The 26,296-nt window shown below is 73.2% G+C and carries 24 protein-coding genes; 14 read left to right on the forward strand and 10 right to left on the reverse strand.

Annotated features, from left to right (window positions below; all coding sequences use genetic code 11):
• Positions 1-2: 2 nt before the first annotated feature.
• From ACIPN7_RS03855 to ACIPN7_RS03870, 4 genes are all read left to right on the forward strand, one after another.
• On the forward strand, positions 3-974 hold the full coding sequence (locus ACIPN7_RS03855; RefSeq protein WP_400538143.1) for an NAD(P)-dependent alcohol dehydrogenase: 972 nt from the start codon (positions 3-5) through the stop codon (positions 972-974).
• Between the two features lie 126 nt (positions 975-1,100).
• On the forward strand, positions 1,101-1,769 hold the full coding sequence (locus ACIPN7_RS03860; protein WP_400538144.1) for a ThuA domain-containing protein: 669 nt from the start codon (positions 1,101-1,103) through the stop codon (positions 1,767-1,769).
• An 8-nt stretch (positions 1,770-1,777) separates the two neighbouring features.
• Positions 1,778-2,071: a type II toxin-antitoxin system PemK/MazF family toxin gene (locus tag ACIPN7_RS03865; protein ID WP_400538146.1), complete on the forward strand. Its 294-nt coding sequence runs from the start codon at positions 1,778-1,780 to the stop codon at positions 2,069-2,071.
• A 43-nt stretch (positions 2,072-2,114) separates the two neighbouring features.
• Positions 2,115-2,858, forward strand: a complete 744-nt coding sequence (locus ACIPN7_RS03870) for a hypothetical protein (RefSeq protein WP_400538148.1) — start codon at positions 2,115-2,117, stop codon at positions 2,856-2,858.
• A 148-nt stretch (positions 2,859-3,006) separates the two neighbouring features.
• On the opposite strand, the gene ACIPN7_RS03875 is transcribed toward ACIPN7_RS03870, so the two are convergent.
• Positions 3,007-3,462 carry a tRNA (cytidine(34)-2'-O)-methyltransferase gene (locus ACIPN7_RS03875; RefSeq protein ID WP_400539149.1) on the reverse strand — a complete coding sequence of 152 codons (456 nt, stop codon included), beginning with the start codon at positions 3,460-3,462 and terminating at the stop codon, positions 3,007-3,009.
• A 109-nt stretch (positions 3,463-3,571) separates the two neighbouring features.
• Positions 3,572-4,543 (reverse strand): zinc-binding dehydrogenase, encoded by a 972-nt coding sequence (locus ACIPN7_RS03880; RefSeq protein WP_400538150.1) that lies wholly within the window; start codon positions 4,541-4,543, stop codon positions 3,572-3,574.
• A gap of 302 nt (positions 4,544-4,845) precedes the next feature.
• Here ACIPN7_RS03880 and trpS point away from each other — a divergent pair, with 302 nt between their 5' ends.
• Positions 4,846-6,003: a tryptophan--tRNA ligase gene (gene trpS / locus ACIPN7_RS03885; RefSeq protein ID WP_400538152.1), complete on the forward strand. Its 1,158-nt coding sequence runs from the start codon at positions 4,846-4,848 to the stop codon at positions 6,001-6,003.
• A gap of 146 nt (positions 6,004-6,149) precedes the next feature.
• Here the strand turns inward: trpS and ACIPN7_RS03890 are convergent, their stop codons facing one another.
• Positions 6,150-8,072, reverse strand: coding sequence for a phosphoenolpyruvate carboxykinase (GTP) (locus ACIPN7_RS03890; RefSeq protein WP_400538154.1), 1,923 nt, complete (start codon positions 8,070-8,072; stop codon positions 6,150-6,152).
• A 188-nt stretch (positions 8,073-8,260) separates the two neighbouring features.
• Here ACIPN7_RS03890 and ACIPN7_RS03895 point away from each other — a divergent pair, with 188 nt between their 5' ends.
• The 4 genes from ACIPN7_RS03895 to ACIPN7_RS03910 all read left to right on the forward strand — a co-directional run bounded on the left by ACIPN7_RS03895 (position 8,261) and on the right by ACIPN7_RS03910 (position 12,837).
• Complete coding sequence (locus ACIPN7_RS03895) at positions 8,261-9,751, forward strand: helix-turn-helix domain-containing protein (protein WP_400538156.1); 1,491 nt, start codon at positions 8,261-8,263, stop codon at positions 9,749-9,751.
• A gap of 57 nt (positions 9,752-9,808) precedes the next feature.
• Complete coding sequence (locus ACIPN7_RS03900) at positions 9,809-10,486, forward strand: hypothetical protein (RefSeq protein WP_400538158.1); 678 nt, start codon at positions 9,809-9,811, stop codon at positions 10,484-10,486.
• 126 nt (positions 10,487-10,612) lie between these two features.
• On the forward strand, positions 10,613-11,398 hold the full coding sequence (locus tag ACIPN7_RS03905; protein WP_400538160.1) for a DUF2306 domain-containing protein: 786 nt from the start codon (positions 10,613-10,615) through the stop codon (positions 11,396-11,398).
• 62 nt (positions 11,399-11,460) lie between these two features.
• Entirely contained in the window at positions 11,461-12,837 is a 1,377-nt protein-coding gene (locus ACIPN7_RS03910; protein WP_400538162.1) for a hypothetical protein, read from the forward strand.
• Between the two features lie 54 nt (positions 12,838-12,891).
• On the opposite strand, the gene ACIPN7_RS03915 is transcribed toward ACIPN7_RS03910, so the two are convergent.
• Positions 12,892-14,190: an alpha/beta fold hydrolase gene (locus tag ACIPN7_RS03915; protein ID WP_400538164.1), complete on the reverse strand. Its 1,299-nt coding sequence runs from the start codon at positions 14,188-14,190 to the stop codon at positions 12,892-12,894.
• Between the two features lie 92 nt (positions 14,191-14,282).
• Here ACIPN7_RS03915 and ACIPN7_RS03920 point away from each other — a divergent pair, with 92 nt between their 5' ends.
• Together ACIPN7_RS03920 and ACIPN7_RS03925 are read left to right on the forward strand one after the other, a co-directional pair.
• Entirely contained in the window at positions 14,283-14,990 is a 708-nt protein-coding gene (locus ACIPN7_RS03920) for a hypothetical protein (protein ID WP_400538166.1), read from the forward strand.
• Complete coding sequence (locus ACIPN7_RS03925) at positions 14,974-15,567, forward strand: TetR/AcrR family transcriptional regulator (protein WP_400538168.1); 594 nt, start codon at positions 14,974-14,976, stop codon at positions 15,565-15,567. The genes ACIPN7_RS03920 and ACIPN7_RS03925 overlap by 17 nt, the downstream gene beginning before the upstream one ends.
• 70 nt (positions 15,568-15,637) lie before the next feature.
• On the opposite strand, the gene glpK is transcribed toward ACIPN7_RS03925, so the two are convergent.
• The 3 genes from glpK to ACIPN7_RS03940 form a co-directional block, all read right to left on the reverse strand.
• On the reverse strand, positions 15,638-17,152 hold the full coding sequence (gene glpK, locus ACIPN7_RS03930; RefSeq protein ID WP_400538170.1) for a glycerol kinase GlpK: 1,515 nt from the start codon (positions 17,150-17,152) through the stop codon (positions 15,638-15,640).
• A 57-nt stretch (positions 17,153-17,209) separates the two neighbouring features.
• Complete coding sequence (locus ACIPN7_RS03935; protein WP_400538172.1) at positions 17,210-17,944, reverse strand: MIP/aquaporin family protein; 735 nt, start codon at positions 17,942-17,944, stop codon at positions 17,210-17,212.
• 108 nt (positions 17,945-18,052) lie between these two features.
• Complete coding sequence (locus tag ACIPN7_RS03940) at positions 18,053-19,798, reverse strand: FAD-dependent oxidoreductase (protein ID WP_400538174.1); 1,746 nt, start codon at positions 19,796-19,798, stop codon at positions 18,053-18,055.
• A 184-nt stretch (positions 19,799-19,982) separates the two neighbouring features.
• Here ACIPN7_RS03940 and ACIPN7_RS03945 point away from each other — a divergent pair, with 184 nt between their 5' ends.
• Complete coding sequence (locus tag ACIPN7_RS03945; RefSeq protein ID WP_400538176.1) at positions 19,983-20,510, forward strand: amino-acid N-acetyltransferase; 528 nt, start codon at positions 19,983-19,985, stop codon at positions 20,508-20,510.
• Positions 20,511-20,517: 7 nt separating this feature from the next.
• Here ACIPN7_RS03945 and ACIPN7_RS03950 read toward each other — a convergent pair whose 3' ends face one another.
• Positions 20,518-21,414 (reverse strand): A/G-specific adenine glycosylase, encoded by an 897-nt coding sequence (locus tag ACIPN7_RS03950; protein WP_400538178.1) that lies wholly within the window; start codon positions 21,412-21,414, stop codon positions 20,518-20,520.
• Between the two features lie 221 nt (positions 21,415-21,635).
• Between ACIPN7_RS03950 and ACIPN7_RS03955 the strand changes: the two genes are divergently transcribed.
• Positions 21,636-22,496, forward strand: a complete 861-nt coding sequence (locus tag ACIPN7_RS03955; RefSeq protein WP_400538180.1) for a hypothetical protein — start codon at positions 21,636-21,638, stop codon at positions 22,494-22,496.
• A gap of 173 nt (positions 22,497-22,669) precedes the next feature.
• Here the strand turns inward: ACIPN7_RS03955 and disA are convergent, their stop codons facing one another.
• Both disA and radA read right to left on the reverse strand, forming a co-directional pair.
• Positions 22,670-23,752 carry a DNA integrity scanning diadenylate cyclase DisA gene (disA, locus tag ACIPN7_RS03960; RefSeq protein ID WP_285100798.1) on the reverse strand — a complete coding sequence of 361 codons (1,083 nt, stop codon included), beginning with the start codon at positions 23,750-23,752 and terminating at the stop codon, positions 22,670-22,672.
• 53 nt (positions 23,753-23,805) lie between these two features.
• Positions 23,806-25,239: a DNA repair protein RadA gene (gene radA, locus ACIPN7_RS03965; protein ID WP_400538183.1), complete on the reverse strand. Its 1,434-nt coding sequence runs from the start codon at positions 25,237-25,239 to the stop codon at positions 23,806-23,808.
• Positions 25,240-25,340: 101 nt separating this feature from the next.
• Here radA and ACIPN7_RS03970 point away from each other — a divergent pair, with 101 nt between their 5' ends.
• Positions 25,341-26,291, forward strand: coding sequence for a phosphatase PAP2 family protein (locus tag ACIPN7_RS03970; protein ID WP_400538184.1), 951 nt, complete (start codon positions 25,341-25,343; stop codon positions 26,289-26,291).
• The last annotated feature ends 5 nt before the right edge of the window (positions 26,292-26,296 follow it).

The following is a 26,296-nucleotide window of genomic DNA, read 5'->3' on the forward strand; positions in this document are numbered from 1 at the left end:
GCGTGCGAGCCGTCGTCCGGGACGAGTACGGGCCGGTCGACGTCCTGCGGGTCGCCACGGTCGAACCGCCCGATCCCGGTCCGGGCGAGGTGGTGGTCCGGGTCCGGGCCGCCTCGCTCAACATGGCGGACCTCGATCACCTGCTGGGCCGTCCCCGAGCCGCCCGCGTCGCCACGGGCCTGTTCCGGCCGACCAACCGCGGGGTCGGGGTCGACGTCGCCGGGACGGTCGAGGTGCTCGGCCCGGACGTGACCGCGTTCCGGCCCGGCGACCGGGTGTGGGCCGACCTGTTCGACTCCGGGCACGGTTCGCTGGCGGACCGGGTGCTGGTCCCGGCGTCGGCCCTGTCGCCGCTCCCCGGGGACCTGCCGTTCGACGTCGCCGCCGCCGTGCCGCACTCCGGGTCGCTCGCCCTCCAGAGCCTGCGTGCCGTCGGACCGGTCCGGCCGGGCGAGCGGGTGCTGGTCAACGGTGCGGGCGGGTGCGTGGGGCCCTTCGCGGTGCAGATGGCGAAGGCCCGCGGCGCCGTGGTCACCGCCGTCGACCACGGCGACAAGCTCGACTTCCTCCGGGAGGTGGGCGCGGACGAGGTGGTCGACTACACCCGGGAGGACGTCATGCGCGGGGGCCGGCGGTTCGACGTGGTCCTCGACATCGCGGACACCCGGTCCGTGCTGGCGCTCCGCCGCTGCCTGGCCCCCGGCGGCCGGTGCGTGCTGGTTGCGAGGAGGATCAGCTCCTACGCGGAGAAGGCGCTGCTCGGCCCGGTGGTCGGCCGGATGACCGGGACCCGGATGGGAACCTTCATGTGGCGCCCGAACCAGCGGGCCGACCTGGACGAGCTGGCCGGGCTGCTCGCCTCCGGCGCCGTGCGGCCCAGGATCGACCGCCGCTACGACCTCGACGACGCGGTCGAGGCCTTCCGCCGCCTGGAGTCGGGCGCGGCCCGCGGCAAGCTGCTGATCATCCCGTAGCCGGGCCGTCGTCGAACGTAGGCCTGATCGGCGCATCAGCCCCGTTCGAGCGACGGGCCCTACGTCCGGCGTCCGCGGCTCAGGACGGGCGCCGCACCAGGGCGTCGCGGTGGCAGGATCGGGCGCATGACGCAACGCCGCATCCTCATCCTCTCCGGCCGTGGACGTTACGAGGATCCCTGGCACGACCACGCGGCGACGTCGCACGTGGCCGCCGGGATCCTCGGTGAGCTGGGGGCCGTCGAGGTGCGCGGGCTGTTCCGCGACGCGCTGGACGACCTGGACTCCGTGGGCCTGCTGGTCGTCAACGGTGGGACGGGCCGCCGGGACGCCGACTTCGACGGGTCCGACGACGACTGGCGCCCCGTCCACGACCGGTTGTCCGCCTGGGCGCGGGCCGGGGGCGCCGTGCTCGGGCTGCACCAGGCGGCGAACACCTTCTACGACGCGCCCGACTGGGAGGCGGTGCTCGGCGGCCGCTGGATCCCCGGCGAGTCGATGCACCCGCCGATCGGCATGGCCCGCTTCGAGCTGGTTCAGGGCCACCCGGTCACGGACGACCTGCGCGTGGTCGAGACCTTCGACGAGCGGTACTGCCACCTCCGCGTCTCCCCGGACACGCGGGTGCTCGGTACGACCCTGGACGATGACGGCGCCCCGCACCCGGTCCTGTGGGTCAACGAGGCGCACGGCGGCCGCAGCGTGTACTCGGGGCTCGGCCACGACGTCCGCTCGTTCGCCTCGGCGGGGCACCAGGAGCTGCTGCGCCGGTCGGCGGCCTGGCTGCTGTCGTAGTACAAGGAGTGCGACGCCCTGGTCTCGTCATCGTGTCGAACGACGCGTACAACGCGGCGGCCCGGCGGCTGGGTCGCGGCGTGCTGACCGTCGTGCCGCTGACCAGCAACGTGAAGCGCGTGCTCTCGTTCCAGGTGCTCGTCTCGAAGCGGGGCTCGGGGCTCGCGGTCGACTCGAAGGCGCAGGCAGAGCAGGTGCGAGCGGTCGACATGGGTCGCCTGGTCAACCGGGTCCGCAAGCTGTCCACCGAGGAGGAGTCGGCGCTCGACGACGCCCTGCGGGTGCACCTGGGTATCTCCTGATCCGCTTGACCTCAACCATCGTTGAGGTTGTTGGCTGGGCCGCATGGAGATCATCAGCATCGACACGGTGACCCGCTCGATCGCCGAGACGGCCGCGTACTACGAGACGGTCCTCGGGCTCCCGGTCAGCAAGGAGATCGGCGCGGTCGAGGTCACGGTCGGGCGCACGGTCCTGCGCTTCCGCGAGGACGCCGACGCCGCGGGCGACCAGCACTACGCGTTCCTGATCGACGACGCGCGGTTCGACGCCGCCCGCCAGTTCCTGACGGCGGGACCCGGTCTGCTGAGCGAGGGCGACCGCGCGGAGTTCGAGGCGCAGGCCGCCTGGAACGCGCGGTCGCTCTACTTCCCGGGACCGGACCGCTCGGTCCTGGAGGTCATCGCGCGCCGAGATCTCCCTCAAGACCTGGGTGCCGGGCGCGGGGCGGGTGCGAAGGCCTCGAGCCCGCACGTGCCCGGCACCCAGCCCGTCCCGTTCGGAGCGGGCGACCTGCTGTCCGTGAGCGAGGTGGGCATCGCGGTGCCCGACGTCGTGGGCACGGCCGACCGGCTCACCGAGGCCGGGATCGGCCGCTACCCCTCCGGCTCGGCGACGTTCAGCCCGGCGGGGCACATCGACGGCATGCTGATCCTGGTCAGCGTGGGCCGCACGTGGTTCCCGACGTCGGACCGCGCGGTGGGCGAGCCGCCCGTCACCGTGGTCGCCCAGTCGGGACCGGCCAGCCTCGGCGTCGTGCCGGGGCGGTACGAGCTGGCCCCGGGGCGTGTGCTGGTGGTGCGGCCGTAGGCCCTCGCCTTTCAGCTAGAGCCGAGATGTCCGAGAGCGACGACATGATGCCGTCCGGGCGGGTGTAGCTGGTGTTGCCGGCGGTAGTTATCACTTCTGCGATCATCCGGTTATCACTTCTGCGATCGATCGAGGGTTGGCCTTCGCTTCACGCCCCCTCGGCGAACCCCGCCTGGCGCCACACCTCGTAGACCGCGATCGACGCCGCGTTCGTCAGGTTGAGCGACCGGCGCCCGGGCAGCATCGGGATCCGCAGCTCGTCGGTGACCCGGGGGTGCTCGAGCGCCTCCGGCGGCAGCCCGGTGGGCTCGGGGCCGAACAGCAGCACGTCGCCCGGCCGGTACTCGACATCGGTGAAGCGGGTGGTCGCGCGGGTCGTGAACGCGAACACCCGGGCCTCCGGCAGCGCGTCGAGGGCCGCGTCGAGCGACGGGTGCACGTCCATGACGGCGAGGTCGTGGTAGTCGAGGCCGGCGCGCTTCAGCTTGGCCTCCGACAGGTCGAAGCCCAGCGGCTCCACGAGGTGGAGCCGGGCCCCCGTCACGGCGGCGAGCCGGATCGCGGACCCGGTGTTCCCGGGGATACGTGGCTCGAAGTAGACGATGTGGGCGAGGGGGTTCTCGGGCGGCGCGGGGGCGTCAGACTGGTGCGGCACGGGTCCATTCTCGCTGCCGGACGGCGGGGCGTCGTCCCGCCGTCCGGCCAACGCCCGGTCATGCCAGCAGCAGCGACTTGCCGACCGTCCTGCGCTCGGCCAGCGAGGCATGGGCGGCCGCGGCGTCGGCCAGGGGGAAGGTCGCGCCGATGGCGGGCCGCACGCGGCCCGCGGCCGCCAGGTCCAGCACCCTCGTCAGCAGCGCGCGGACAAGCTCCGGCGCCGGCGGACCGCCCGCGAGCTCGTTGATCACCTCGATCCGGCGCCGTTCGGCGACCAGGGGATCGATCGCGGTGAACTGACCGCTGGACGTGCCGTAGGTGACGAACCGCCCGCCGTCGGCCACCGTCTCGAAGACCTCCGCGCCGAGGGCGCCGCCGGCACCGTCCAGGGCCAGCGCGACGCCGGATCCGCCCGTCGCCGCACGCACCCGCTCCGTCCAGCCCGGCTCGGTGTAGTCGACGGCGACCTCCGCGCCCAGCTCGCGGGCCAGGCTCAGCTTGGCGTCGCCGCGGGCCGCCGCGACGACCCGCGCCCCGGCGTCGCGCAGGATCTGGACCGCCAGGGAACCGGCGCCGCCCGCCGCTGCCGCGACCAGTACCCAGGGCGCCCCGTCGGCGCCGGCGGGGGCGTGCCGGGTCAGCCGCAGCGCGGTCACACCGTCGGTCATGAGGGCCGCGGCCTCGGTCAGGTCCAGGCCGTCCGGCACCGGCACGACGTCGCCGAGGTCCGCGGCGACCAGCTCGGCATAACCCGGACCGTGCACGACGACCGGACGCCCGACCCAGCCAGGGTCCACCCCGCTCCCGGCGGACTCGACCCGGCCCGATCCGCCGGTCCCGGGTACGTAGGGCGGCTGCAGCGGGAAGATCTCGCCGCCCCACCCGCCGCGCAGGAGGGTGTCGAGAAAGATGACGTCGGCCGCGACGAGCCGCACCACCACCTGGCCCGGCCCCGCGACCGGGTCCGGGACCTCCCGGGCGACCAGCACCTCGGGCCCGCCGAACTCGTGTACCTCGATGGCCCGCATGTCGCTCTCCCTCGCCCCGGCCGGCCCTCCTGACCCACCTCGGACGGCCACGCTAGAACCTCAACCATGGTTGAGAGCAAGGGCCCTGGCCGCCATCCCCGTGCCCGCCGGCTCCTTGATCGCCGCCGCGCGCCCGCCTACCCTGGCCACATGACGCACGGGCTGAACTGGTGGCGGCTGCACCCGCAGCCGTGACCTGACGCGCCCACCGCACAGAAGAGTCCCGAGCTGCTCGCCGCAGCCCGGGACTTTTCTGTGCCCGACGTCGTGCGCGGGCGGCTCCCTGACCAAGGAGACCCAGCATGTCCATGACCCTGCCGCCCGAGGCGGCCCCGACGTCGTCCGCCCCCGGCACACTGCTCGACCTCGAAGCTGCCCGCGAGAAGCGCAGCACCACCCGCTCCGCCGAGGCGGCGCGCGAGCGCACCGCCGTCCTGGAGGACCTGATCGCCCGGAACCCGGGGGAGTACCGGGTGCTGACCGGCGACCGGCCCACCGGAGCCCTGCACCTGGGCCACCTCATGGGCACGGTCGCGAACCGCGTGCGCCTGCAGGACCTGGGCGTCGAGGTGTTCCTCATCGTCGCCGACTACCAGGTCATCACCGACCGCGACGACGCCGGCGACCTGCACGCCACCGTCCGCGAGGTGCTGCTCGACTACCTGGCGGTGGGCCTGGACCCGGAGCGCAGCACCGTCTTCACGCACTCGGCGGTGCCGGCCCTCAACCAGCTCCTGCTGCCGTTCCTGTCGCTGGTCACGGTGGCCGAGCTGGAGCGCAACCCCACCGTGAAGTCGGAGGCGGAGGCGGCCGTGCTGCGGCAGAAGCGTGGCATCTCGGGCCTGCTGCTCACCTACCCGGTCCACCAGGCCGCCGACATCCTGTTCTGCCACGGCAACCTCGTGCCGGTCGGCGTGGACCAGCTGCCGCACCTGGAGATCACCCGGACCGTGGCGCGGCGGTTCAACCAGCGGTACTCGGCCGCGCGCCCGTACTTTCCCGAGCCGGACGCGCTCATCGCGCCGTCGACCACCGTGCTCGGCAGCGACGGTCGCCGGATGTCCAAGTCGCGGGGCAACGCGCTCGAGCTGCGGGCCTCGGAGGACGACACGGCGGCGTACTTCAAGCGCGCCCGGACCGACGCCGAGCGCACCATCACCTACGAGCCGGAGCGTCGGCCGGAGATCGCCAACCTGCTCCAGATCGGCGCGTACTTCACCGGCACCTCGCCGGAGGCGCTCGCCGACGAGGTCGGCGCCGCAGGCGCCGGGCGGCTCAAGGCCCTGGTCACCGAGGCGGTCGTGGAGGGTCTGCGCCCCCTCCGTGCCCGACGCCGGGAGCTCGCCTCGGCCGGGCCGCGCCACCTGGACGAGGTGCTCGCCCGGGGCAACGCGCGGGCGAACGAGATCGCGGACCGCACGCTGGACGACGTCCGCGGGCTGATGGGGATGCGCTACTGAGTCCACAGGTCTGTGGACAACGGGCCTGTGGACAAAGGAGATCCCCGGCCGGGATGCCTCAATAACCCGGCCGGGGAAATCTGTTCGGACGGCCGACGGCACGACGGGTAGCCACCCGAGAGGATCGCGCCGTCAGCCGCCCGAGATCATCGGGCCAGACGCTCCCGCAGGGCGTCGAGCTGGGCGCGCAGCGCCGCCGGCGTGTGGTCGCCGAACCGGTCGAAGAACTCCTCGGTCAGGTCGGCCTCGGCCTGCCACGGGGCGGTCGGGACGTCGAAGAGCGCGGCCATGTCGGCGTCCGGTACGTCGATGCCGTCCAGGTTCAGCGTGCCGGGCGCGGGCAGGCTGCCCACCGGCGTGGCCACGGAGGTGTCCTCGCGCAGGCCGCGGCCGGCCTCGACCTGGCCCACGATCCACTCGATCACACGCGAGTTCTCGCCGAACCCGGGCCACAGGAAGCGGCCGTCGTCGCCCTTGCGGAACCAGTTGACCTGGAAGATCCGCGGGCGCTTCGACTCCTCGATGCCCGCGCCTACCTCCAGCCAGTGCGCCCAGTGGTCGGCCATGTTGTAGCCGCAGAACGGGAGCATCGCGAAGGGGTCGCGGCGCAGCTCACCGAGCGCGCCCTCGGCGGCGGCGGTGCGCTCCGAGGAGATGGTGGCGCCCATGAACACGCCGTGCTCCCAGCCGAACGACTCCGCCACGAGCGGCACGTTGCTGGCGCGGCGGCCGCCGAACACGATCGCGTCGACCGGCACGCCCGCCGGGTCCTCCCAGGTGTCCGCGATGGTCGGGCACTGCGCGGCGGACACGGTGAAGCGGGAGTTCGGGTGCGCCGCCGGGGTCTCGGAGTCCGGCGTCCAGTCGTTGCCCTGCCAGTCGGTCAGGTGCGCCGGCGCCTCGGCCGTGAGGCCCTCCCACCACACGTCGCCGTCGTCGGTCAGTGCGACGTTCGTGAAGATGGTGTCGCGGTCGAACGTGGCGACGGCGGTCGGGTTGGTGTCGACGCCGGTGCCGGGCGCGACGCCGAAGAAGCCGGCCTCCGGGTTGATGGCGCGCAGCGTGCCGTCGGGGCCGGGGCGCATCCAGACGATGTCGTCGCCGAGGGTCTCGACCTTCCAGCCCGGGATGGTGGGCTGCAGCATCGCCAGGTTCGTCTTGCCGCACGCGCTCGGGAAGGCGGCGGCCAGGTGGTACTGGCGCTGCTCGGGCGAGGTGACGCGGATCAGCAGCATGTGCTCGGCGAGCCAGCCCTCGTCGCGCGCCATCGCCGACGCGATGCGCAGCGCGAAGCACTTCTTGCCGAGCAGGGCGTTGCCGCCGTAGCCGGAGCCGTACGACCAGATCTCGCGGCTCTCCGGGAAGTGCACGATGTACTTGGTGTCGCTGCACGGCCAGGCCACGTCCGCCTCGCCCTCGGCCAGGGGCGCGCCCACCGAGTGCACGGCGGGGACCCACTGCTGGCCGGCGTCGATCAGGCGCAGGATCTCGTCCGAGACGCGCGTCATGACGTGCATGGAGACGACGACGTAGGGCGAGTCGGTGAGCTCGATGCCCACCTGCGAGATGGGACCACCCACGGGGCCCATCGAGAAGGGCACCACGTACATGGTGCGGCCCTTCATCGAGCCCTCGAAGACGCCCTCCAGCTCGGTGCGCATGTCGGCCGGCGCCACCCAGTTGTTCGTGGGGCCGGCGTCCTCCTCGTCCTGCGAGCAGATGAAGGTGCGCGACTCGACGCGGGCGACGTCGGCCGGGTTGGAGCGCGCCAGGTACGAGCCCGGCCGCTTCTCCTGGTTGAGCGCGACGAGCGTGCCCGCGGCCAGCATCTGGTCGATGAGGCGCTGCTTCTCGTCGGCGGAGCCGTCGCACCAGACGATCTCGTCCGGCTGCGTGAGCTCGGCGACGCGGGCGACCCAGTCGCGCACGTCGAGGTCTCCGGCGGCAGGGATGCCGTTCGCGGCCGTGGACGCCGAGGTGTCTGCCGTGGTGGAGTCCTGACCGATGGTCACGTCGGCCACGAGCTCGGCGACGAGCCGGGTTCGGCGGGGGTTCGCGAGGACGGACATGTGCGCTCCGATCGTCAGACTGCGGGCCACGGTGGCGGGCTTGTTTCCACCTTCACGTGCGGATCGCCCCGAATTCCAGCCCACGAGCTGTCAAGAATCGCCGATCTTCACGTAGTGTGAAGGAGCGGGTTCCTGCTGGCCCGTCCCGGGCAGCAAACCGGCGTCCGCGAGCACGAACGGAGCGCGACATGCCCACCGGATCCGAGCCGAAGCCGTCGGACACCGAGACGGACCTGATCACCCTGGGCCGCCGGATCCGGCACCTGCGCACCGCGCAAGGGCTCACGCTGGACGCGCTCGGCGAGAAGGTGGGCTCGGCGCCGAGCCTGCTGTCGCTCGTGGAGAACGGCCGGCGCGAGCCGCGGCTCGGGCTCCTGCGCTCGATCGCGGAGGCGCTCGGCGTGCCGATGGGCGAGCTCCTGAGCGCCGAGCCGCCGTCGCGCAGGGCAGCCCTGGAGATCGCGCTCGACCGGGCGCAGCGCGGCCCGCTGTTCACCACCCTCGGCGTGCCCGCGGTCAAGCCCAGCCAGAAGCTGCCGATGCCGGTCCTGGAACAGCTCGTGGGCCTGCACGACGAGCTGGCCCGGCGCGAGCGGCTGGCCATCGCCACGCCCGAGGAGGCCCGGCGGGCCAACACCGAGCTGCGCCTGGAACGGGAGGCCCGCGACAACCACTACCCGCAGTTCGAGGCCGTCGCGGAGCAGATGGTCAAGGCCGCCGGGTACACGGGCGGCGCGCTGACGCACCGCACCGTGGCGCGGATGGCGGAGCAGATGGGCTTCACGCTGCTGCACGTGGGCGACCTGCCCCGGTCCGCCCGCTCGGTGACCGACCTGCGCAACGGGCGCATCTACCTGCCGCCGGCGTCGACCCCGGGTGGGCACGGCCTGCGGTCGCTCGCGCTGCAGGCCCTGGCGCACCGCGTGCTGGAGCACGACCGTCCGCGGTCCTACGGCGAGTTCCTGCGGCAGCGCGTCGAGATCACGTACTTCGCCGCCGCCTGCCTCGTGCCGCAGTTCGTGGCCGTGCCGTTCCTCCAGGAGCGCAAGCGGGAGCACGATCTCGCGGTCGAGGACTTCCGCGACGCCTTCGGCATCACGCACGAGGCGGCGGCGATGCGGCTCACCAACCTCGCGACGCACCACCTCGGCATCCCGCTGCACTTCCTGCGCGTGGGGGCCGACGGCGCGCTGTTCCGCGGCTACGCGAACGACGGCCTGCCCTTCCCGCAGGACGTCACGGGCGCCATCGAGGGGCAGCTCATCTGCCGGCGCTGGGCGGCGCGCGAGGCGTTCGAGCGACGCGACCGGGCCACCGAGTTCTACCAGTACACCGACACCCCGGCCGGGACGTTCTGGTGCTCCACCCAGACGGGGTCGACGGCGCCCACAGGTGGGCCCGACGGCGGCTCGGGCGCCTTCTCGATCACCGTGGGCGTGCCGTACGCGCACGCCAAGTGGTTCCGGGGGCGGGACTCGCAGGTGCGCCGCGTCTCGACCTGCCCGGACCCGGCCTGCTGCCAGCGCCCGTCGCCGGAGCTCACCGACCGCTGGTCGGGCGAGGCCTGGCCGTCGGGGCGCATGCACCAGCAGATCCTCGCGGCCCTGCCGCGGGGCGCCTTCCCCGGTGTGGACGACGCCGAGGTGTACGCGTTCCTGGACAAGCACGCCCCCGACTGACGCACGTATGACCCTCCGTCGAGTCCGGACGCCGTGGTCGGGTTAGCGTAGGCGACCGTGGCATCGAACCTGGCTTGCATCGGACTGGACGTCTGGCGACGTAGCGAATTTCGCGACCTGGTGGCCTCGGCACGCGCCGAGGCGGAGACCATCGCCAAGGACGGCGAGGTCGGCGTGCACATCTGGACCGACGTGTCCGGCGCCCGCCTGATCATCACCACCGAGGGCGACCTGGTCCGGGTGGTCACGCCCACGTTCTACGCCGCGCCCGGCGCCATCATCTCCGAGCCGCAGGCGGTCGACGGCGGACTGGTGCTCGCCGAGCTCGTGAACCAGCACGACGAGGTCATCACCGAGATCGCCTGCCAGCTCGAGGAGCTCGCTCTGCTGGGCACCGCGGAGGCCCCCGTCACGGGTCCGGCGTCGATCGTCGTGCTCGGCAACTCCGTCCAGGTGATCGGGCGGGCCGACGCCGCAGTGTCCGGCCTGGTCTTCGAGCCCACCGGCGCGTACGCCGCGTCGACCGACGCCGTCGCGCACCTGACCGGGGTGGTCCTCGCGATCGAGCAGCGCTCAGTCTCCCGCACCGGCCAGGCCTTCACCGCCGCCCGCGTGCAGACCGACGGCTTCCAGGTGACCCTCTGCCTCCCGGCGGGTCAGCCCGAGCTCACCACCGGCGACGTCGTCGAGGTGGACGGCTACGTGGTCGCGTCGCTGCCGGAGCTGCGCGGCTGAGCAAGGCGGGGTCCGAAGGGGCAGGGCCGGCCGCGCGTCGGGCGGGGCCGGGGTAGGGCAGGCCCTACCGGGCGGCGGGGGGTGTGCAGGCTGGGCTGGGCGCAGCCCGGTTCCTACGGTCTAGACATGGCCTCTGACCTGCGCAAAGACGCTCCCGTAGCCCCCTCGACCGCCCGACGGTCCACCCCGCCCGCCCCGTCCGCCGGGCGCCGTCGGCCGTGGTGGCGCCGGCCCTGGACGGTGCTGCTGGGCGTGCTCGTCCTGGCCTTCCTCGCGGTGTCGCTGCCCCGGTACCTGGGCCTGGACCCGGGGAAGACGCTCGTCCCCTCGACCTTCCCCGGGCACTACGTGCTGCTCGTCGCCCACATCGGCTTCGCGACGGTCGCGATGACCACCGGCTTCTTCCAGGTGTGGCCGTGGTTCCGCAAGCGGTTCCGGATGGCGCACCGGCGCCTCGGGCGGGTGTACGTGCTGGGCGGGGTGATCCCGGCGGCGATCCTCGCGGGCGTCATCGGGGCGGCCTCGCCGTTCGGGCCGATGTCGGCGGTGAGCCATGTGTTCCTCTCCGTGCTGTGGCTCTCGTGCACGGTCGCGGGGCTGCGGGCCGCCTGGCAGCGCCGGTTCGACGAGCACCGCGAGTGGATGGTGCGCAGCTACGTGCTCACGATGTCGATCATCTCCAACCGCCTGTGGCACTTCGTGTGGGGGCCGGTCCTCGGGGCCCAGGTGGACACCTGGTTCCAGGGGAGCGAGGTCGCGATGCTGCAGACGGAGATGGCCCTCACGAACTGGCTGGGCTGGACGGTGCCGCTGGTCGTCGCGGAGGCATGGCTGCTGCACCGGCGTCCGGGCCGCCGGCGTCGGACCGTTGGGGGAACCACTGATGACAGGGCGCGCCCGCGGCTGGTGTGATTTCACCCGGCACCGCGCGTCCGGTCGGTGGCTCACGGCGATCCCCGAGGAAGGTCCCACCCATGAGAACCTCCCGCCCTCTGCTCGTCGTCGCGGCCCTGGCCGCCGGCGCTCTCGGCGTGGCGCCGGTGTCTGCCGCGCTCACCACGGCCGCCGAGGCCGCCCCGCCCGGCGGCACCTACTACGTGCAGAGCGCCACCACCGGGCTCAACGCGGCGGACGCCGGGGGCGCCGTCGAGCAGCGCCGGCCGAAGGGCGACGAGGACCACCAGCAGTGGACGCTGCGGGCCGTCGGGTCGGCCCACGTCCTGGAGAGCACCGACGCGGCGGGCACGTGCCTGGGCCGCTCGGGCGGGCAGGCCCGGACGGTCGGGTGCGCGAGCGCCGACGCCGCGTGGGAGGTGCTCGACGCCGGCGGGGACCGGCACCTGCTCCGCGCTCCCGGCACCGGTGACCACCTCACCGTGGGCGCCAAGCCGGGCGGCGCGAACTACCCGGCCCAGCTCGCGGTGGGCGGCGACGGGGCGCTCGCGGAGTGGTACCTCACGCCGGTCGGCCCGGTCACCGGACCGCTGCCGCCCGCCGACGAGCGCACCCTGGACGAGATGACGTTCCTCACCGCGCACAACGCGTACGCGAACGGGGTGGACGGCGGCTTCGCGCCCCCGTTCGTCAACCTGGCGCCCAACCAGACGCGCGGGATCGACCAGCAGCTCGCCGACGGCGTCCGCGGGTTCCAGCTCGACATCCACCAGACGGGCGACGGCGCGATCCTGTGCCACAACAGCTGCACCCTGGTCAGCAGCCCCGTCGCGCTCTGGGTGGACCTCCAGCGGATGGTCGACTTCCTGGAGGCGCACCCCGACCAGTTCGTCACGGTGTTCCTGGAGGACTACGTGGAGCCCGCCGTGCTGCGTGCCGAGCTCGACCGCGTCGACGGGCTGGCGGACGTGCTCTACCGGCCGGACCGCACCGGCGTCCGCGAGAACGGCTGGCCGACGATGGCCCGGCTCGTCGCGGACGACGACCGCCTGCTGATCCTCAGCGACCACAGCCGGTCCGCCGACGAGGGCGCGGGCCTGACCCGGGAGAGCTTCGGCGTCATGTACCAGCGCGAGTGGACCGTGGAGAACTACTGGTCCATGGGCGCGGGTATCGGCGACTCGGACTGGTCCTGCTACAGCCGCTGGTACGACGCCGGCACGAACATCCCGCTCACGAGCCCGGGGACGGGGTTCCGGCCGCTGTTCGTGATGAACCACTTCCGGGACGTGCCGGTCGAGGTGACGGCCCGGACCGACAACGAGCGGCTGCTCGACCGGGCCCAGCGGTTCTGCCAGCCGGCGGCCCGCAAGAAGCCGACGTTCGTGGCGGTCGACCGCTACGACGTCGGCGACCCGGCCGCGGCGGTCGCGGCCCTGAACACGTACACCTACTGACGAACGTGTCAGGCGTACGGGTCACCCCGGTGACCTGTACGCCTGACACGCGGGTCAGTCGCGGAGCGGGCCGCCCCGGGCGTCCAGGCGGTCCAGCAGCCTCGGCAGGACGTCGCCGAGCCGCAGCCCGTCGTGCTCGAACTCGTTGGTGACCCACGGCTCGACGTTGCCCACGTGCGCCGCCGTCTCCAGCGAGAGCGAAGCGTCGACGAACATGTCGTCGAAGTACACGGCGGCCTCGACCGGGATCTCGTTGTCCGCGAGCCGGTGCAGGTCGTACAGGTCGCCCCAGTCCTGCCGCTGGGCGAGGGCGTCGGCCGCGGCCTCGAACGGCCGCAGCGCACTGACCTCGGAGAACATCCAGGGGTAGATCATCTCGCCGGTCAGCAGCAGCGGCCGGGCGTCCTCGCCGAACGCCGGGTCGGCGTCGCGCACGGACTGGGCCGCCCACGCGGTGGGGCCCGTGTGGGACTGGGCGTAGATCGACTCGTGGAGCACGGCGTACAGCGGGTTGGTCGCGAACGACGTCTCGGCCGCGACCGTGGCGCGGAACGTGTCGCTGAGCGGGCCGCCGTGCGGGGAGTCGAACGCCTCGTCGATGGTCCAGTGCACGCGCTCGAACCCGGGCTGCATGCCGAAGTCCATGCCGAGCGTCTGGAAGCGCCGCGTGGTGAGGACGTCGCCGCCGGGCTCGGTCACCTCGCCGGTCGAGAGCCGGTCGGCGATCCGGCCGAGGGCCTTGGTGACGTGCGGGTAGCGCGCACGGAACCGCTCGTTCTTGGCCACCACGCGCGGCTGGGTGCGCTCGTAGACCTCCCGGGCCGACGCCGTCAGGCCCGGCAGGCCGCCGGTCACGAGGCTCGCGTTGAGGCCCTCGGGCGCGAACGACAGGTACGTCATGGTGATGAAACCGCCGTACGACTGGCCCAGCGAGGTCCAGCGCCGGCCGCCGAAGAGCGTCTTCCGGACGTGCTCGGCGTCGCGCACGATGGTGTCGGCGCGGAAGTGCGTCAGGTACTCCGCCTGTTCCGCGGGCGTGCCGAGGGCGGTCAGCGCCTCCGCGCGGACGGCGCTGGACCGCCCCGTGCCGCGCTGGTCGAGGAGCACCACGCGGAACCGCTTGAGCGCCGCGCCCACCCAGCCGTCCGGGCCGGTGGGGCGGGGACCCTTGCCGCCGGGGCCGCCCTGGAGGAACACGAGGAGCGGCAGGTCCTCGGTGCGGCGGGTCGGGTCCACGAGCTCGCGCGCGAACACCGAGATCGTGGGCGACCCGTCGGGCTGGGACCAGTCGAGCGGGACGTCGACGGAGTGGTCGGTGACATGGACACCGGGAAGCGTGTAGCTGATGGGCACGGGCCGAGCCTACGACCGCACACCGGGCCGTCGCAGCGCCGCGTTCGCGATATTGATTGCATTAATGGAGTGGCTGCTCTAATAATTGGGCCATGACGACCACCGAGGTACGCCAGCCGCCCGCGCTCCCGCTCGTACTGGGCCTGGCCGTGCTCGCGCTCGGCCTCGTGCTCGGCTGGTTCGCCGCGCCGCTGGCGGGCGGGCTCGCCGGCCTGATCGACGCCACACCGCTGCCCGTGCCGCGGCTGCTCACCCTGATCGAGTCGCTGTCCCCGCCCTGGACGCTCGGCATCCTGGGCGGGCTCGGCTTCCTGGGCGGCGGGTTCATCGCCTTCATCACGGTGGGGGAGGCGCCGCAGCTCACCGTCGCCGACGACCACCTCGAGCACCGGCAGGAGGAGCGCGAGGTCTGGGTCGAGCGGTCCGACGTCGGCGCCGCGTTCCGCGACAAGGAGGACCTGGTGCTGCTGCGGCCCGACGGCGGCCTGCGCGCCCGCCTCGACACCGACACCCTCTCGGCCGAGAAGGTGCGGCAGGCGTTCACCGGGCACGGCTGGCCCTGGCGCGACGGCGACCCGCACGAGCACGTGTTCGAGCGCTGGGTGGACGGCCGGCCAGGGTTCACGGCCGCCGAGCACGAGGTGCTCCGCCGTCGGCTCCAGGAGCGCAAGGACGCCGCCGCCCGCCGTCAGGCGGACGAGGACCTGGCCGCGCTCGGCCTGGTGGCGCGGGTCCGGGACGACCGGATCCAGGTGCGCCGCACCGCGGCGACCGAGGACGCGCGTGGCACGGACCGTTGATCCCGCACGCCACGAGGCCCGCCGGCTGGTCATCATCGACGCCGCGCTCACCGTCTTCGCGGAGCGGGGCTACGACGGCACCACCACCGCGGCGATCTGCCGGCAGGCGGGCATCGGGTCGGGCACGTTCTTCCACTACTTCCCGACCAAGCTGGAGCTGCTGCTCGCGATCCTGACGCTCGGCACCCAGGAGGTGCGTGACGCCGAGGCGCGGTACGCGGGCCGGACGGACGCGCTCGGCGTGGTCCTCGACATCGTCCGGCAGGGCGCGGACGACGCCGCGGACCCCCGGATGCCCGGTTTCGTGCGCGCGGTGGGCGGCGTCATGCACCTGCCGGAGGTCGCGGCCCAGCTCGACGAGGACACCCGGGCCCAGCAGGACCTGATCCGGCCGTGGGTGGAGCGGGCCCAGCGGGCCGGCGAGATCCGGACGGACCTGACCCCGGACCGCGTCACGTCGTGGCTGTACCTGCTGACCGACGGCTTCCTGGGGCGCGTGGCGGTCGACCAGGGGTTCACGGCGGAGGGCGAGAAGGCGACGCTCGTGGAGACGGCGCGCCGGTTCCTGGCGACCTGACGCCCCCCGGAAACGTGTCAGACGCTCAGGTCACGGGAGTGACCTGAGCGTCTGACAGGGGGTGGTGCGGTCAGCCGATGTCGGCGTCGACCCAGTCGAACGTCTTGGTCACCGCCTTCTTCCAGCTCCGGTAGAGCCGGTCCCGCTCGCCCTGCTCGACGGCGGGCGTCCAGCGCCGGTCCTCGGCCCAGTTCGCGATGACGTCGGACTCGCCCTTCCAGAAGCCGACGGCGATACCCGCGGCGTACGCGGCGCCGAGCGCCGTCGTCTCCGCCACGACGGGCCGGACGACGGGAACCCCGAGCTGGTCGGCCTGGAACTGCATGAGCAGCTCGTTGGCGACCATGCCGCCGTCGACCTTGAGCTCGGTGAGGTCCACGCCGGAGTCGGCGCGCATGGCGTCCATGACCTCGCGGGTCTGGAACGCCGTGGCCTCCAGCGCTGCCCGCGCGATGTGGTTCCGGTTGACGTACCGGGTCAGCCCCACCAGCGCACCGCGCGCGTCGGGCCGCCAGTACGGCGCGAACAGGCCGGAGAAGGCCGGCACGAAGTAGGCGCCGCCGTTGTCCTCGACCTTGCGGGCGAGCCACTCGATGTCCTCCGAGTCGGTGAACATCCCCAGGTTGTCGCGGAGCCACTGCACCAGCGAGCCCGTGACGGCGATGGATCCCTCGAGCGCGTAGATCGCCGCCGCGTCGCCGATCTTGTAGCAGACCGTGGTGAGCAGGCCGTTCTCGGACGGGACCTTCTCGGTGCCCGTGTTGAGCAGCATGAAGTTGCCGGTGCCGTACGTGTTCTTGGCCGTACCGACCTCGAAGCACGCCTGCCCGAAGGTCGCGGCCTGCTGGTCGCCGAGGATGCCCGCGATGGGCACGCCGGGCACCATGCCCCGGGGCCGCCCGGTGCCGTAGACCTCGGACGAGGAGCGGATCTCGGGCAGCATCGACAGGGGGATGCCCATGTCCGCCGCGATGTCCTCGCGCCAGGACAGCGTGTCGAGGTCCATGAGCATGGTGCGGGACGCGTTCGTCACGTCGGTGACGTGCACGCCGCCGTCGACGCCGCCGGTCATGTTCCACAGCACCCACGCGTCGGTGTTGCCGAACAGCAGGTCACCGCGGTCCGCCGCCTCGCGGGCGCCCTCCACGTTGTCGAGGATCCACTTCACCTTGGGGCCGGAGAAGTAGGTGGCGAGCGGCAGGCCGACGATCGCCTTGTACTTGTCCGCGCCCTCGGACCCGGCGAGCTCGTCGACGATGGCCTGCGTGCGCGTGTCCTGCCAGACGATCGCGTTGTAGACCGGCTTGCCGGTCGTCTTGTCCCACACCACCGTGGTCTCACGCTGGTTGGTGATGCCGACGGCGGCCAGGTCGGTGTGGTTGATGTTCGCCTTGGTCAGCGCGAGTCCCACGACCTGGCGGGTGTTGTCCCAGATCTGTTCCGGCTTGTGCTCGACCCATCCCGCCTTCGGGAAGATTTGGTCGTGCTCGAGCTGGCCCGTGGACACGATGGTCCCGGCGTGGTTGAAGACGATCGCCCTGGAGCTCGTGGTGCCCTGGTCGATCGCGAGTACGTAGTCAGCCATCGGAGTTGACTCCCTTGTCTGTTTCGAGGTCTGCGGGTTTGCGGCTCAGGCTCAGGCTCAGACCGCGACCGCCGCGGCGAGCAGGCCGCCCAGTGCGCCGCCGACCAGCGGGCCCAGCACCGGGACCCACGAGTAGCTCCAGTCGCTCGATCCCTTGCCGGGGATGGGCAGGAGCAGGTGGGCGATGCGAGGTCCGAAGTCACGGGCCGGGTTGATGGCGTACCCCGTGGGGCCACCGAGGCTGGCGCCGATACCGAGCACCAGCAGCGCTGCGGCCAGCGGCCCCATGTCCCCGGGCCAGTTCCCGAACGACAGGATGACGAAGACCAGCATGAACGTGCCGATGACCTCGGTGACGAAGTTCCACGTGTACGAGCGGATCGCCGGGCCGGTGGAGAAGACCGCGAGCTTGGTCGCCGGGTCGGCCTCCTGGTCGAAGTGCCGCTTGTACGCCAGGTAGGCGACGATGGCGCCCACGAAGGCGCCGGCGAGCTGGGCGACCCAGTAGATGAGCATGTTGCCGAAGTCGGCGGGGATGCCCGGACCGAACTCCTCGGCCCCGCTGGCGAGGATGCCGAGGGTGACGGCGGGGTTGATGTGCGCGCCGGATCTCAGGGACACGAAGACACCGGCGAAGACCGCCAGGCCCCACCCGAAGTTGATCATCAGCCAGCCGCCGTTGAACCCCTTGTTCATGGGGAGGATGGCGTTGGCCACCACGCCGGCACCGCCGAGGAGCAGGATCATGGTGCCGAGGAACTCCGGCACGATGATGTCCGTGAATGCGTTCATTGCTGACTCGCTTTCTGCCGACAGCTCTGTCGGCGTACGGAGGTAGTCCCGGCGGTCCCTCTAGGGCGACCCGTCGGCTGTGTGAGTAGGTGCGGTCCTTCGCTTTCCTTAGTTTCGGAGCGGCTGCATGGCCGCTACGTCCGGTGTGGTCAGGCGCGCTCGTTCGGCGCCCTCGTCGTCAGGCTCTTGTGCGGCCTGGCGTTCCGCGTCGATCCGTGCCCGCCAGGCACCGACCTCGCGTTCGGCGTCCGCCGCGTCCCACCCGAGCAGCGGGCCGACGACGGCGGCGATCTCCTCGGCCGCTCCCGTGCCGCTGTCCGGCACCTCGTAGACCAGGCGCGTGCGATGACTCAGCACGTCCTCCAGGTGGAGGGCGCCCTCGTGGCTCACCGCGTAGTGCACCTCGGCGCGCAGGTAGGCGGTCGCGTGCTCGAGCGGCTTGGCGAGCGTCGGGTCGGCGTCGCACAGCTCCACGATCTCGGCCAGGTTGGCGCCGTACCGGTGCAGCAGGTGGTCCAGCATCGGGGGCGACCAGCCGAACCGCTTGCCCCACGTGCGCGCCTGGCGCTGCACCGCGCGCAGCCCGACGGCGCCCGTGAGCGGGATCTGGTGCGTGATCGAGGGGAGCGCGGCGGCGCGCTGTCCGATCGCGAAGTCCACGGCGTCCTTGGCCATGATCCGGTACGTCGTGAGCTTGCCGCCCGCGACGACGGTGAGGCCCGGCGTCGGGGAGGCGACGGTGTGCTCGCGGCTGACCTTCGCGCTGCTGGTGCCCGCCTTGGTGCCCGGCTGCAGCAGCGGGCGCAGGCCCGCGTAGGTGCCGATGACGTCTTCCCTGGTCAGGGGGTGTGCAAGCACGGCGTTCGCGTGGTCCAGCACGTAGTCGATGTCGGTGCTCGTGGCCACGGGGTGGGTCGGGTCGAGGCTCCAGTGGGTGTCCGTGGTGCCGATGATCCAGTACCGGCTCCACGGGATGACGAACAGCACGGACTTCTCCGTCTGCAGGATCAGCCCGGCATGGCCCCGGATGCGCTCGCGCGGGACGATCAGGTGCACGCCCTTGCTGGCGAGCACGCGCAGCCCGCCCTCCGAGCCTGCCAGGGCCTCGGTGTCCTCGGTCCACACGCCGGTCGCGTTGATCACGGACCGCGCCCGGACGGTGATCTCCTTGCCCGTCTCCAGGTCCACGACCACCGCACCGTTCACGGCGCCGGTCGCGCCCTGCGTCAGGCTGACCACCTGGGTCCGGCTGGCGGCGTGCGCGCCGTAGCTGGCGGCCGTGCGGATCAGGGTCGCGACCAGGCGGGCGTCGTCGACCGAGGCGTCCCAGTACTGCACGGCCCCGACGGCGGCGTCGTGCGCCAGGTCCGGGAACTTGGCCTCCATCTGGTGGCGGCTGAGGTGCCGGTGGAACGGCATCGGCCGGCGGCCGGGGGTCAGCGTCGCAAGGACGTCGTACATCGCGATGCCGGCGCCCACGTAGGCGCGCTCCCACACGCGGTGCTCCAGCGGATACAGGAACGGGACCGGCCGCACCAGGTGCGGTGCGAGGTCCCGGAGCAGGAGGTCGCGCTCGGTGAGCGCCTCGTGCACCAGCTCGAAGTCGAGCATCTGGAGATAGCGGAGGCCGCCGTGCACCAGCTTGCTGCTGCGGCTGGACGTGCCCTGCGCCCAGTCCTGCGCCTCGACGACGGCGGTCGACAACCCCCGGGTGACCGCGTCCAGGGCGATGCCGGCGCCGGTCACGCCGCCCCCGATCACCAGCACGTCGAGCTCTGCGGCGGGGCTGACACTGGCTTCGAGCGCAGCCAGCGCCTGGGTCCTCGCTTCTGCGGTCAGGCGGGTAGAGGCCATGCGCCAAACTCACCACGCATTCCGCGACTTGGCAACACCTTTGCCCTCTTGGGGAGGGTGTGTTCGGATGTTCTCTCGCTCACATTCCGGTTTGCCCTTCGTTTCACCAGGTACGGGGCCTGTGGGCGTGTCCGGATGTCACCCGCACGTCACCCGCTGCGCCGGCCGGCCGTAGTGTGTCGCCGTGACGACACCCGAGGCGCCGGCAGTGCCCGTGATCCGACCCGCCCTTCCCGCCGACGTGCGCACCATCCGCGACCTCGTCGAGCCGCTGAGCCAGGAGCGCATCCTCCGGCCGTACGAGATGGTCGGGTACTTCGAGGCGGTCCAGGAGTTCCTGGTGGCGGCCGATCCCGCCGCGCCGGACTCCGCCGTCGGCTGCGGGGCGCTGCACGTGATGTGGGACGACCTCGCCGAGGTGCGGACGCTGGCCGTGCACCGCGACTGGCGCGGCCGCAAGGTGGGGCACGCGCTGCTCGAGGCGCTGGTCGAGCGGGCCCGCGCGCTGGGCCTGAGCCGGGTCTTCTGCCTCACGTTCGAGGTCGACTTCTTCGCCGCGCACGGGTTCCGGGAGATCGACGGCACGCCCGTGACGCCCGAGGTGTACACCGAGCTGCTGCGCTCGTACGACGAGGGCGTGGCCGAGTTCCTCGACCTGGCGCGCGTGAAGCCCAACACGCTGGGCAACTCGCGGATGCTGCTGGAGCTCTGACCCCGCGCTACCGGGGCAGGTGCAGGCGGCCGGCGTCGTCCTGCTCGGCCAGGCCGTCCTCGACCAGGCCGGCGATCGCGCGGTCGAGCTGGGCCGGGTCGTGCCACAGGCCCGCGAGCAGGGCCCGGTCCACGGGCTCGGACGCGTGCCGGAGCTCCGCCATCACCCGGCCGCGCGCCTGCCGGTCGGTGCCCGCCCAGGCCTGGGTGCGGCGCTTGCCGGCGTGCGCGTCCGGGGGCGAGCCGGCGCGGCGCCACGCGCACAGCCCGGCGACAGGGCACGCACCGCACTTCGGCGCCTTCGCGGTGCAGACCAGCGCGCCCAGCTCCATCGAGGCGGCGGCCCACCGAGCGGCGTCGGCGTCGCCCTCGGGGGCGAGCGACGTCGCGAGCGCCCGTTCGGCGGCCGTGTACGACGGCGCGGGCAGCGCCGACCCGCCGACCGCCCGCGCCAGCACCCGCCGCACGTTCGTGTCGACCACCACGGACCGCTTGCCGTAGGCGAACGCCAGCACCGCGGCGGCCGTGTACTCACCGACGCCGGGCAGGGCGAGCAGCTCGGGCTCGGTGCGGGGTACGACGCCGTCGTGCCGCTCGACGATCGCCCGGGCGCACTCCTGGAGCCGTAGCGCGCGCCGCGGGTAGCCGAGGCGGCCCCAGGCGCGCAGCACGTCAGCCGTGGGCGCCTGCGCCAGGTCCGCGGGCGTGGGCCACTGCTCCAGCCAGGCGTGCCAGGCGGGCTCGACGCGCACCACGGGGGTCTGCTGCAGCATGACCTCGCTCACCAGCACGCCCCACGCGGTGCGGTCCGGCGCCCGCCAGGGCAGGTCGCGCGCGGCGCCGTCGAACCACTGCACGACGCCGGAGCGCACCTCGGTACGTCGCGTCGCCTCCGCTGCTGTCACGGGGACTCATCCTGCCGCACGGGTGGTCGTCCGGCCGACCTGGTGGGTGGGGTGGGCGGCCGGCGGCGGCCGACGGGCCTGGCGCGGCCGGCCGGGCCGTGAACGCGGCCGGCCGGGCCGTGAAGTAGGACATGTGACCGACTCGGCGGCGCGGCTGCCGCCCGGGCCGCGCGCGGAGTCGTACTTTGGTGCCGCGGCCGTCGGAGCACGTCAGGCCGTAGGTGTCGCAACAGCTTCAGGGGGTCGAGCAGGTGGTCAGTGCGCCGGAACGGGCCGAGTGGTCCCTGGGTCGGGTCGCCGTGGAGCAGCGCCCGTCCGGCAGACGCCCGCGCCGGCCGGGGCGGCTGATCGCGGTGCTGGCCGTGGTGGCGCTGGGCGGGATCGGGGTAGCGGTGACGTGGCCGCACCCGGACCCGCCGATCGTGGCGGAGAAGCTGAGTCCGCCGGAGCCCGTGGACCCGAACGCCGCGGCCGCGCCGTGCGCGCCCGAGGACCTCGACGTGGGGCTCGCTGCCGACCGCACGGCGGTCACGCCCGGCGTGCCGGTGAGGTTCACCGTGTCCGTGCGGAACACCGGTCAGGTGCAGTGCCTGGTCGAGGCTCCCCGGCACGGCCTCGCCGTGACCGTGTACGAGGGTGAGCTGGGCGAGCAGACCGCGGAGCGGGCCTGGTCGTCGGCGGACTGCGCCGACCAGGACGAGGAGCGGCTGCTGCTCCTCGGGCCGGGCGACGTCGACGTCACGAACGTGAGCTGGTCCGACGCACGCTCGGCGCCGGGCTGCGCGGCCGACCAGCCCAAGCCGACGGCTGGCGCGTACACGGCGCAGGTCACGCTCGCCGGGGTCGAGGGGGCGGCCAGCGACGTCGTGCGGCTGACGTACACGGTGCCGCAGCCGTCCGGTTCGCCGTCGCCGTCCGGGTCGCCTTCGGGCGAACTGTCCGGGGACGCGTCGCAGAGCGGTTCCGGTGAGCCGTCGCCGAGCGGTTCCGGGGAGCCGGACACCGACGCGGGCGGAGAGCGGGGAGCCGATACCGGCGCGGAGCCAGACACCGACGAGAAGGCCGAGCCGTCGAGCCCCTGAGGCCAGGTCTCCGGACCGCCCGGCTGACTCGGCTCCACGTCGATGCCGAGTCAGCCGGTTGGTCCGACCAGGTCGCTGACTCGGGGGTTCGCCGGGGGTGACTCAGGTGGTTGGTCGGACCAACCGCCTGACTCGGCGCACACCCCGGCCGGAGCCGATGGAGCGGTGCCGGGTCAGACGTAGCGTTCGAGGATGCTCGACTCGGCGAGCCGGGACAGCCCCTCGCGGATCGTCCGGGCGCGCTGCTCGCCCACGCCGTCGACCGACATGAGGTCGTCCACGCTCGCGGCGAGGAGCTTCTGCAGGCTGCTGAAGTGCCCCACGAGCTGCTCGATGGTGACGCTGGGCAGGCGCGGCACCTTGGACAGGAGCCGGTAGCCGTGCGGCGCGACGGCGGCGTCCAGCGCGTCCCCGCCGCCCGGCAGGTCCAGGATCCGGCCGATCTGGCTCATGTCGAGCAGCTCCTGCGACGTGAGCGCGGAGAGCTCCGCCTGCACGTCGGCGAGCGTGCGGTCCTTGCGGCTGAGCACGTAGTCGCGGATCACGAACTCGCGGTCCGAGCCGACGTCACCGATGAGCTCGTCGAGCTGCAGCGCGAGCAGGCGGCCGTCCACACCGAGCTCGATCACGTAGCCGGCGATCTCGTCGGAGATACGCCCCACCATCTCCAGGCGCTGCACCACGGAGCACACGTCGCGCACGGTGACCAGGTCCTCGATCTCCAGCGCCGACAGCGTGCCGGAGACCTCGTCGAGGCGGGCGCGGTAGCGCTCCAGCGTCGCGAGCGCCTGGTTCGCGCGGCCGAGGATCGTGTCCGAGTCCTCCAGCACGTGCCGCTGGCCGCCCACGTAGAGGGCGACGATCCGCATCGACTGGCTCACCGAGATGACGGGAAACCCGGTCTGCTTGGCCACGCGCTCGGCCGTGCGGTGCCGGGTGCCGGACTCGGTCGTCTCTATCGTCGGGTCGGGCAGCAGCTGCACCGCGGCCTTGCGGATCCGCGTGGCGTGCCGGTCGAGCACGACGGCGCCGTCCATCTTGGACAGCTCGCGCAGGCGGGTGGCCGAGAAGTCGACGTCGAGCGAGAAGCCGCCGGAGCAGATCTGCTCCACGACCGGGTCGAGACCGAGCACAATGAGCGCGCCGGTGCGGCCGCGCAGGATGCGTTCGAGTCCGTCGCGAAGTTCGGTCCCGGGCGCGACGGCGGCCAGGGTCTCACGGAGCAGCTCGTCAGTGTGCGAGGAGGTCGTGGCCACGAAGAAATCCTACGCTGTGCCCTTGGGGGCAAGCAGTTGGTTTCATGAACCGGTCATCTGTCGTCCATCGTGTTGTCACCGCGACGGCCTAGGCCCTGCGCCCACTCCACCGCGTCGCGGATGTGCGTCGCCTCGACGAGCTGAAGCCCCTCGGGTGCCTTGACCCCGGTCCCGTGCGGCACGACGGCGTGAGCGAAGCCCAGGCGGGCGGCCTCGCCCAGCCGGCGGTCCAGCCCGGCGACGGGTCGCAGGTCCCCGGCCAGGCCCACCTCTCCGACGGCGACGGTGGCGCCGGGCAGCGGCTTTCCGGTCCGCGCGGACACCAGGGCGAGGGCGGCCGCGAGGTCGGACGCCGGCTCCGTGATCCGGGCGCCGCCCACCGTCGAGGCGTAGACGTCCTGGTCGGCGAGCCGCAGCCCGCCGTGCCGCTGGAGCACGGCGAGGATCATCGCCAGCCGGCTGGAGTCCACGCCGCTGGTCGCGCGGCGCGGGTTGTTCAGGGGGCTGGGCGCCACGAGCCCCTGCACCTCGACGGCGAGCGGGCGCCGTCCCTCCAGCGTGACCGTGATGCACGACCCGGCGACCCCCGTGCCGGCGTGCGACAGGAACAGCCCGGACGGGTCGGGCAGCCCCACGATCCCGTCCTCCGACAGGTCGAAGCAGCCCACCTCGTCCGTGGGGCCGTACCGGTTCTTCACCGCGCGGATCATGCGCAGGCGCGAGTGCCGGTCGCCCTCGAACTGGCAGACCACGTCCACCAGGTGCTCCAGCGTGCGCGGGCCGGCCACCGAGCCGTCCTTGGTCACGTGCCCCACGAGGATGGTCGGGATCTGCCGCTCCTTGGCCACGGCGATCAGCGCCGCGGCGACCTCCCGCACCTGCGAGACGCCACCCGGAGCCCCGTCCACCTGCGCGGACGCGATGGTCTGCACCGAGTCGACGATCAGCATGTCCGGCTGGTTCGCCTCCAGGTGCCCCAGCACCGTCCCCAGGTCCGTCTCGGCGGCCAGCAGCAGCGTGCGCGAGAGCGCCCCGATCCGCTCGGCCCGCAGCCGCACCTGCCCGGCCGACTCCTCGCCGGTCACGTACAGCACTGTGCGGGGCGACTCGAACCCGTCGGGGCCCAGCGCGCCGTCGGCCACGTTGCTCGCGACCGCGAGCAGCAGGGTCGACTTGCCCACGCCCGGCTCGCCCGCGAGCAGGATCACGGCCCCGGGCACGAGGCCGCCGCCGAGGACCCGGTCGAACTCGCCGACGCCCGTCGGGTTGGCGCGCGCCGACTCCACGTCGATGTCGGCGATGGGCCGGGCGGGCGCGCGAGCGGGGGAGACGGCGGCGGTGCGCGGTCCGGTCGCCGCCGGCCCGTCCTCGGTCACGGTGCCCCACTCCTGGCACTCCCCGCAGCGGCCGACCCACTTGACGGTGGTCCAGCCGCACTCGGTGCACCGGTACGCGGGGCGAGCCTTCTTGGAGGTCGATGAGGTCACGAGGGGAACCGTACGTGCCGCCACTGACACCGGCCGAAGATCACCCGGGCCACGGCCCCCTGGCGGCCGCGCCGCACGCTCCGGCCAGGTAGTTTGCGACCATGCCGGCCACCGACGGGCGCATGGTGCGCCCCGACCGGTCGCGCACCGGCCCGGACCTCCCCGCGCCCGCCCCCACGCGTGGCGCGCACCGTTCGGCGACCCGCCTGGCGGGGGTCGCGGTCGCGGCCGCCGCGGCGCTCGGGACCCTGCTGGTCTGGTGGGCGATGGTCACCACGTGGCCCGGGCAGCGGGTCGAGGAGCGGGTCTTCGTCACGGCCGACCTCTTCCAGGACGTGGTCAACCGGCCCGTGGAGCCCGTGCTGCTGCTCGGCTCGCCGCCGTGGCTCGTGACCGGCTTCCTCGCCGTGTGCGGCATCGGGCTGGTCCGGCGGAGGTGGGGCACCACCGCCCTGGCCGCCGCGGTGATCCTCGGCTCGAACCTCACCACGCAGGTGATCAAGGACGGCGTGTTCTACCGCACCGGGCTCGTCGGCGAGTGGAACCGCGACATCAACACCCTGCCCAGCGGCCACGTCACCGTCGTCGCGGCGGCCTGGGCGGCGCTCCTGCTCGTCGCGCCCCGTCGCTGGCGGCCGGCGACGGCGCTCGCGGGCGCCGCCATGACCTGTGCCATGGGCCTCGCGACGATCGCGGACCGGTGGCACCGCCCGTCGGACGTGGTCGCCGCGGTCCTCGTCGTGGTGCTGTGGACGGCGCTGGCGGCCGTCGCGACGCCGGCCGGGTGGGCGGACCGGCCCGAGGACGACCCGCTCGGGCGCACCGCCCTGCCGACCCGGCTCGTCGCGGTCGCGCTCGGTGTTGCCGCGGTCCCGGCCGCCGTGCTGTCGGTCCTGGCCGCCGCCGCGACGGAGGGGCGTCTCGGACCGGGCCTGCCCTGGGACGCCGGGCTCACCGCGTACGCGGGAGGCCACCTCGCGGCGTGCGCGGTCGCGGCGGCCGCGTTCGCGGTGCTGCTCCCGCTGTGCCAGGCGGCGGCGCGGCCCCGCTGAACGCG

The organism is Promicromonospora sp. NPDC090134, from assembly GCF_044746965.1.
In the GTDB taxonomy this organism is placed as follows: Bacteria; Actinomycetota; Actinomycetes; order Actinomycetales; family Cellulomonadaceae; genus Promicromonospora.

Coding starts and splice junctions, on each gene's coding strand:
- ACIPN7_RS03920 (WP_400538166.1), top strand. CDS start 14,283: ATGACGACCACCGAGGTACGCCAGCCGCCCGCGCTCCCGCTCGTACTG.
- ACIPN7_RS03870 (WP_400538148.1), top strand. CDS start 2,115: ATGGAGATCATCAGCATCGACACGGTGACCCGCTCGATCGCCGAGACG.
- ACIPN7_RS03890 (WP_400538154.1), bottom strand. CDS start 8,072: ATGTCCGTCCTCGCGAACCCCCGCCGAACCCGGCTCGTCGCCGAGCTC.
- ACIPN7_RS03895 (WP_400538156.1), top strand. CDS start 8,261: ATGCCCACCGGATCCGAGCCGAAGCCGTCGGACACCGAGACGGACCTG.
- ACIPN7_RS03910 (WP_400538162.1), top strand. CDS start 11,461: ATGAGAACCTCCCGCCCTCTGCTCGTCGTCGCGGCCCTGGCCGCCGGC.
- trpS (WP_400538152.1), top strand. CDS start 4,846: ATGTCCATGACCCTGCCGCCCGAGGCGGCCCCGACGTCGTCCGCCCCC.
- ACIPN7_RS03935 (WP_400538172.1), bottom strand. CDS start 17,944: ATGAACGCATTCACGGACATCATCGTGCCGGAGTTCCTCGGCACCATG.
- ACIPN7_RS03880 (WP_400538150.1), bottom strand. CDS start 4,543: ATGCGGGCCATCGAGGTACACGAGTTCGGCGGGCCCGAGGTGCTGGTC.
- ACIPN7_RS03905 (WP_400538160.1), top strand. CDS start 10,613: ATGGCCTCTGACCTGCGCAAAGACGCTCCCGTAGCCCCCTCGACCGCC.
- ACIPN7_RS03940 (WP_400538174.1), bottom strand. CDS start 19,798: ATGGCCTCTACCCGCCTGACCGCAGAAGCGAGGACCCAGGCGCTGGCT.
- glpK (WP_400538170.1), bottom strand. CDS start 17,152: ATGGCTGACTACGTACTCGCGATCGACCAGGGCACCACGAGCTCCAGG.
- ACIPN7_RS03970 (WP_400538184.1), top strand. CDS start 25,341: ATGCCGGCCACCGACGGGCGCATGGTGCGCCCCGACCGGTCGCGCACC.
- ACIPN7_RS03860 (WP_400538144.1), top strand. CDS start 1,101: ATGACGCAACGCCGCATCCTCATCCTCTCCGGCCGTGGACGTTACGAG.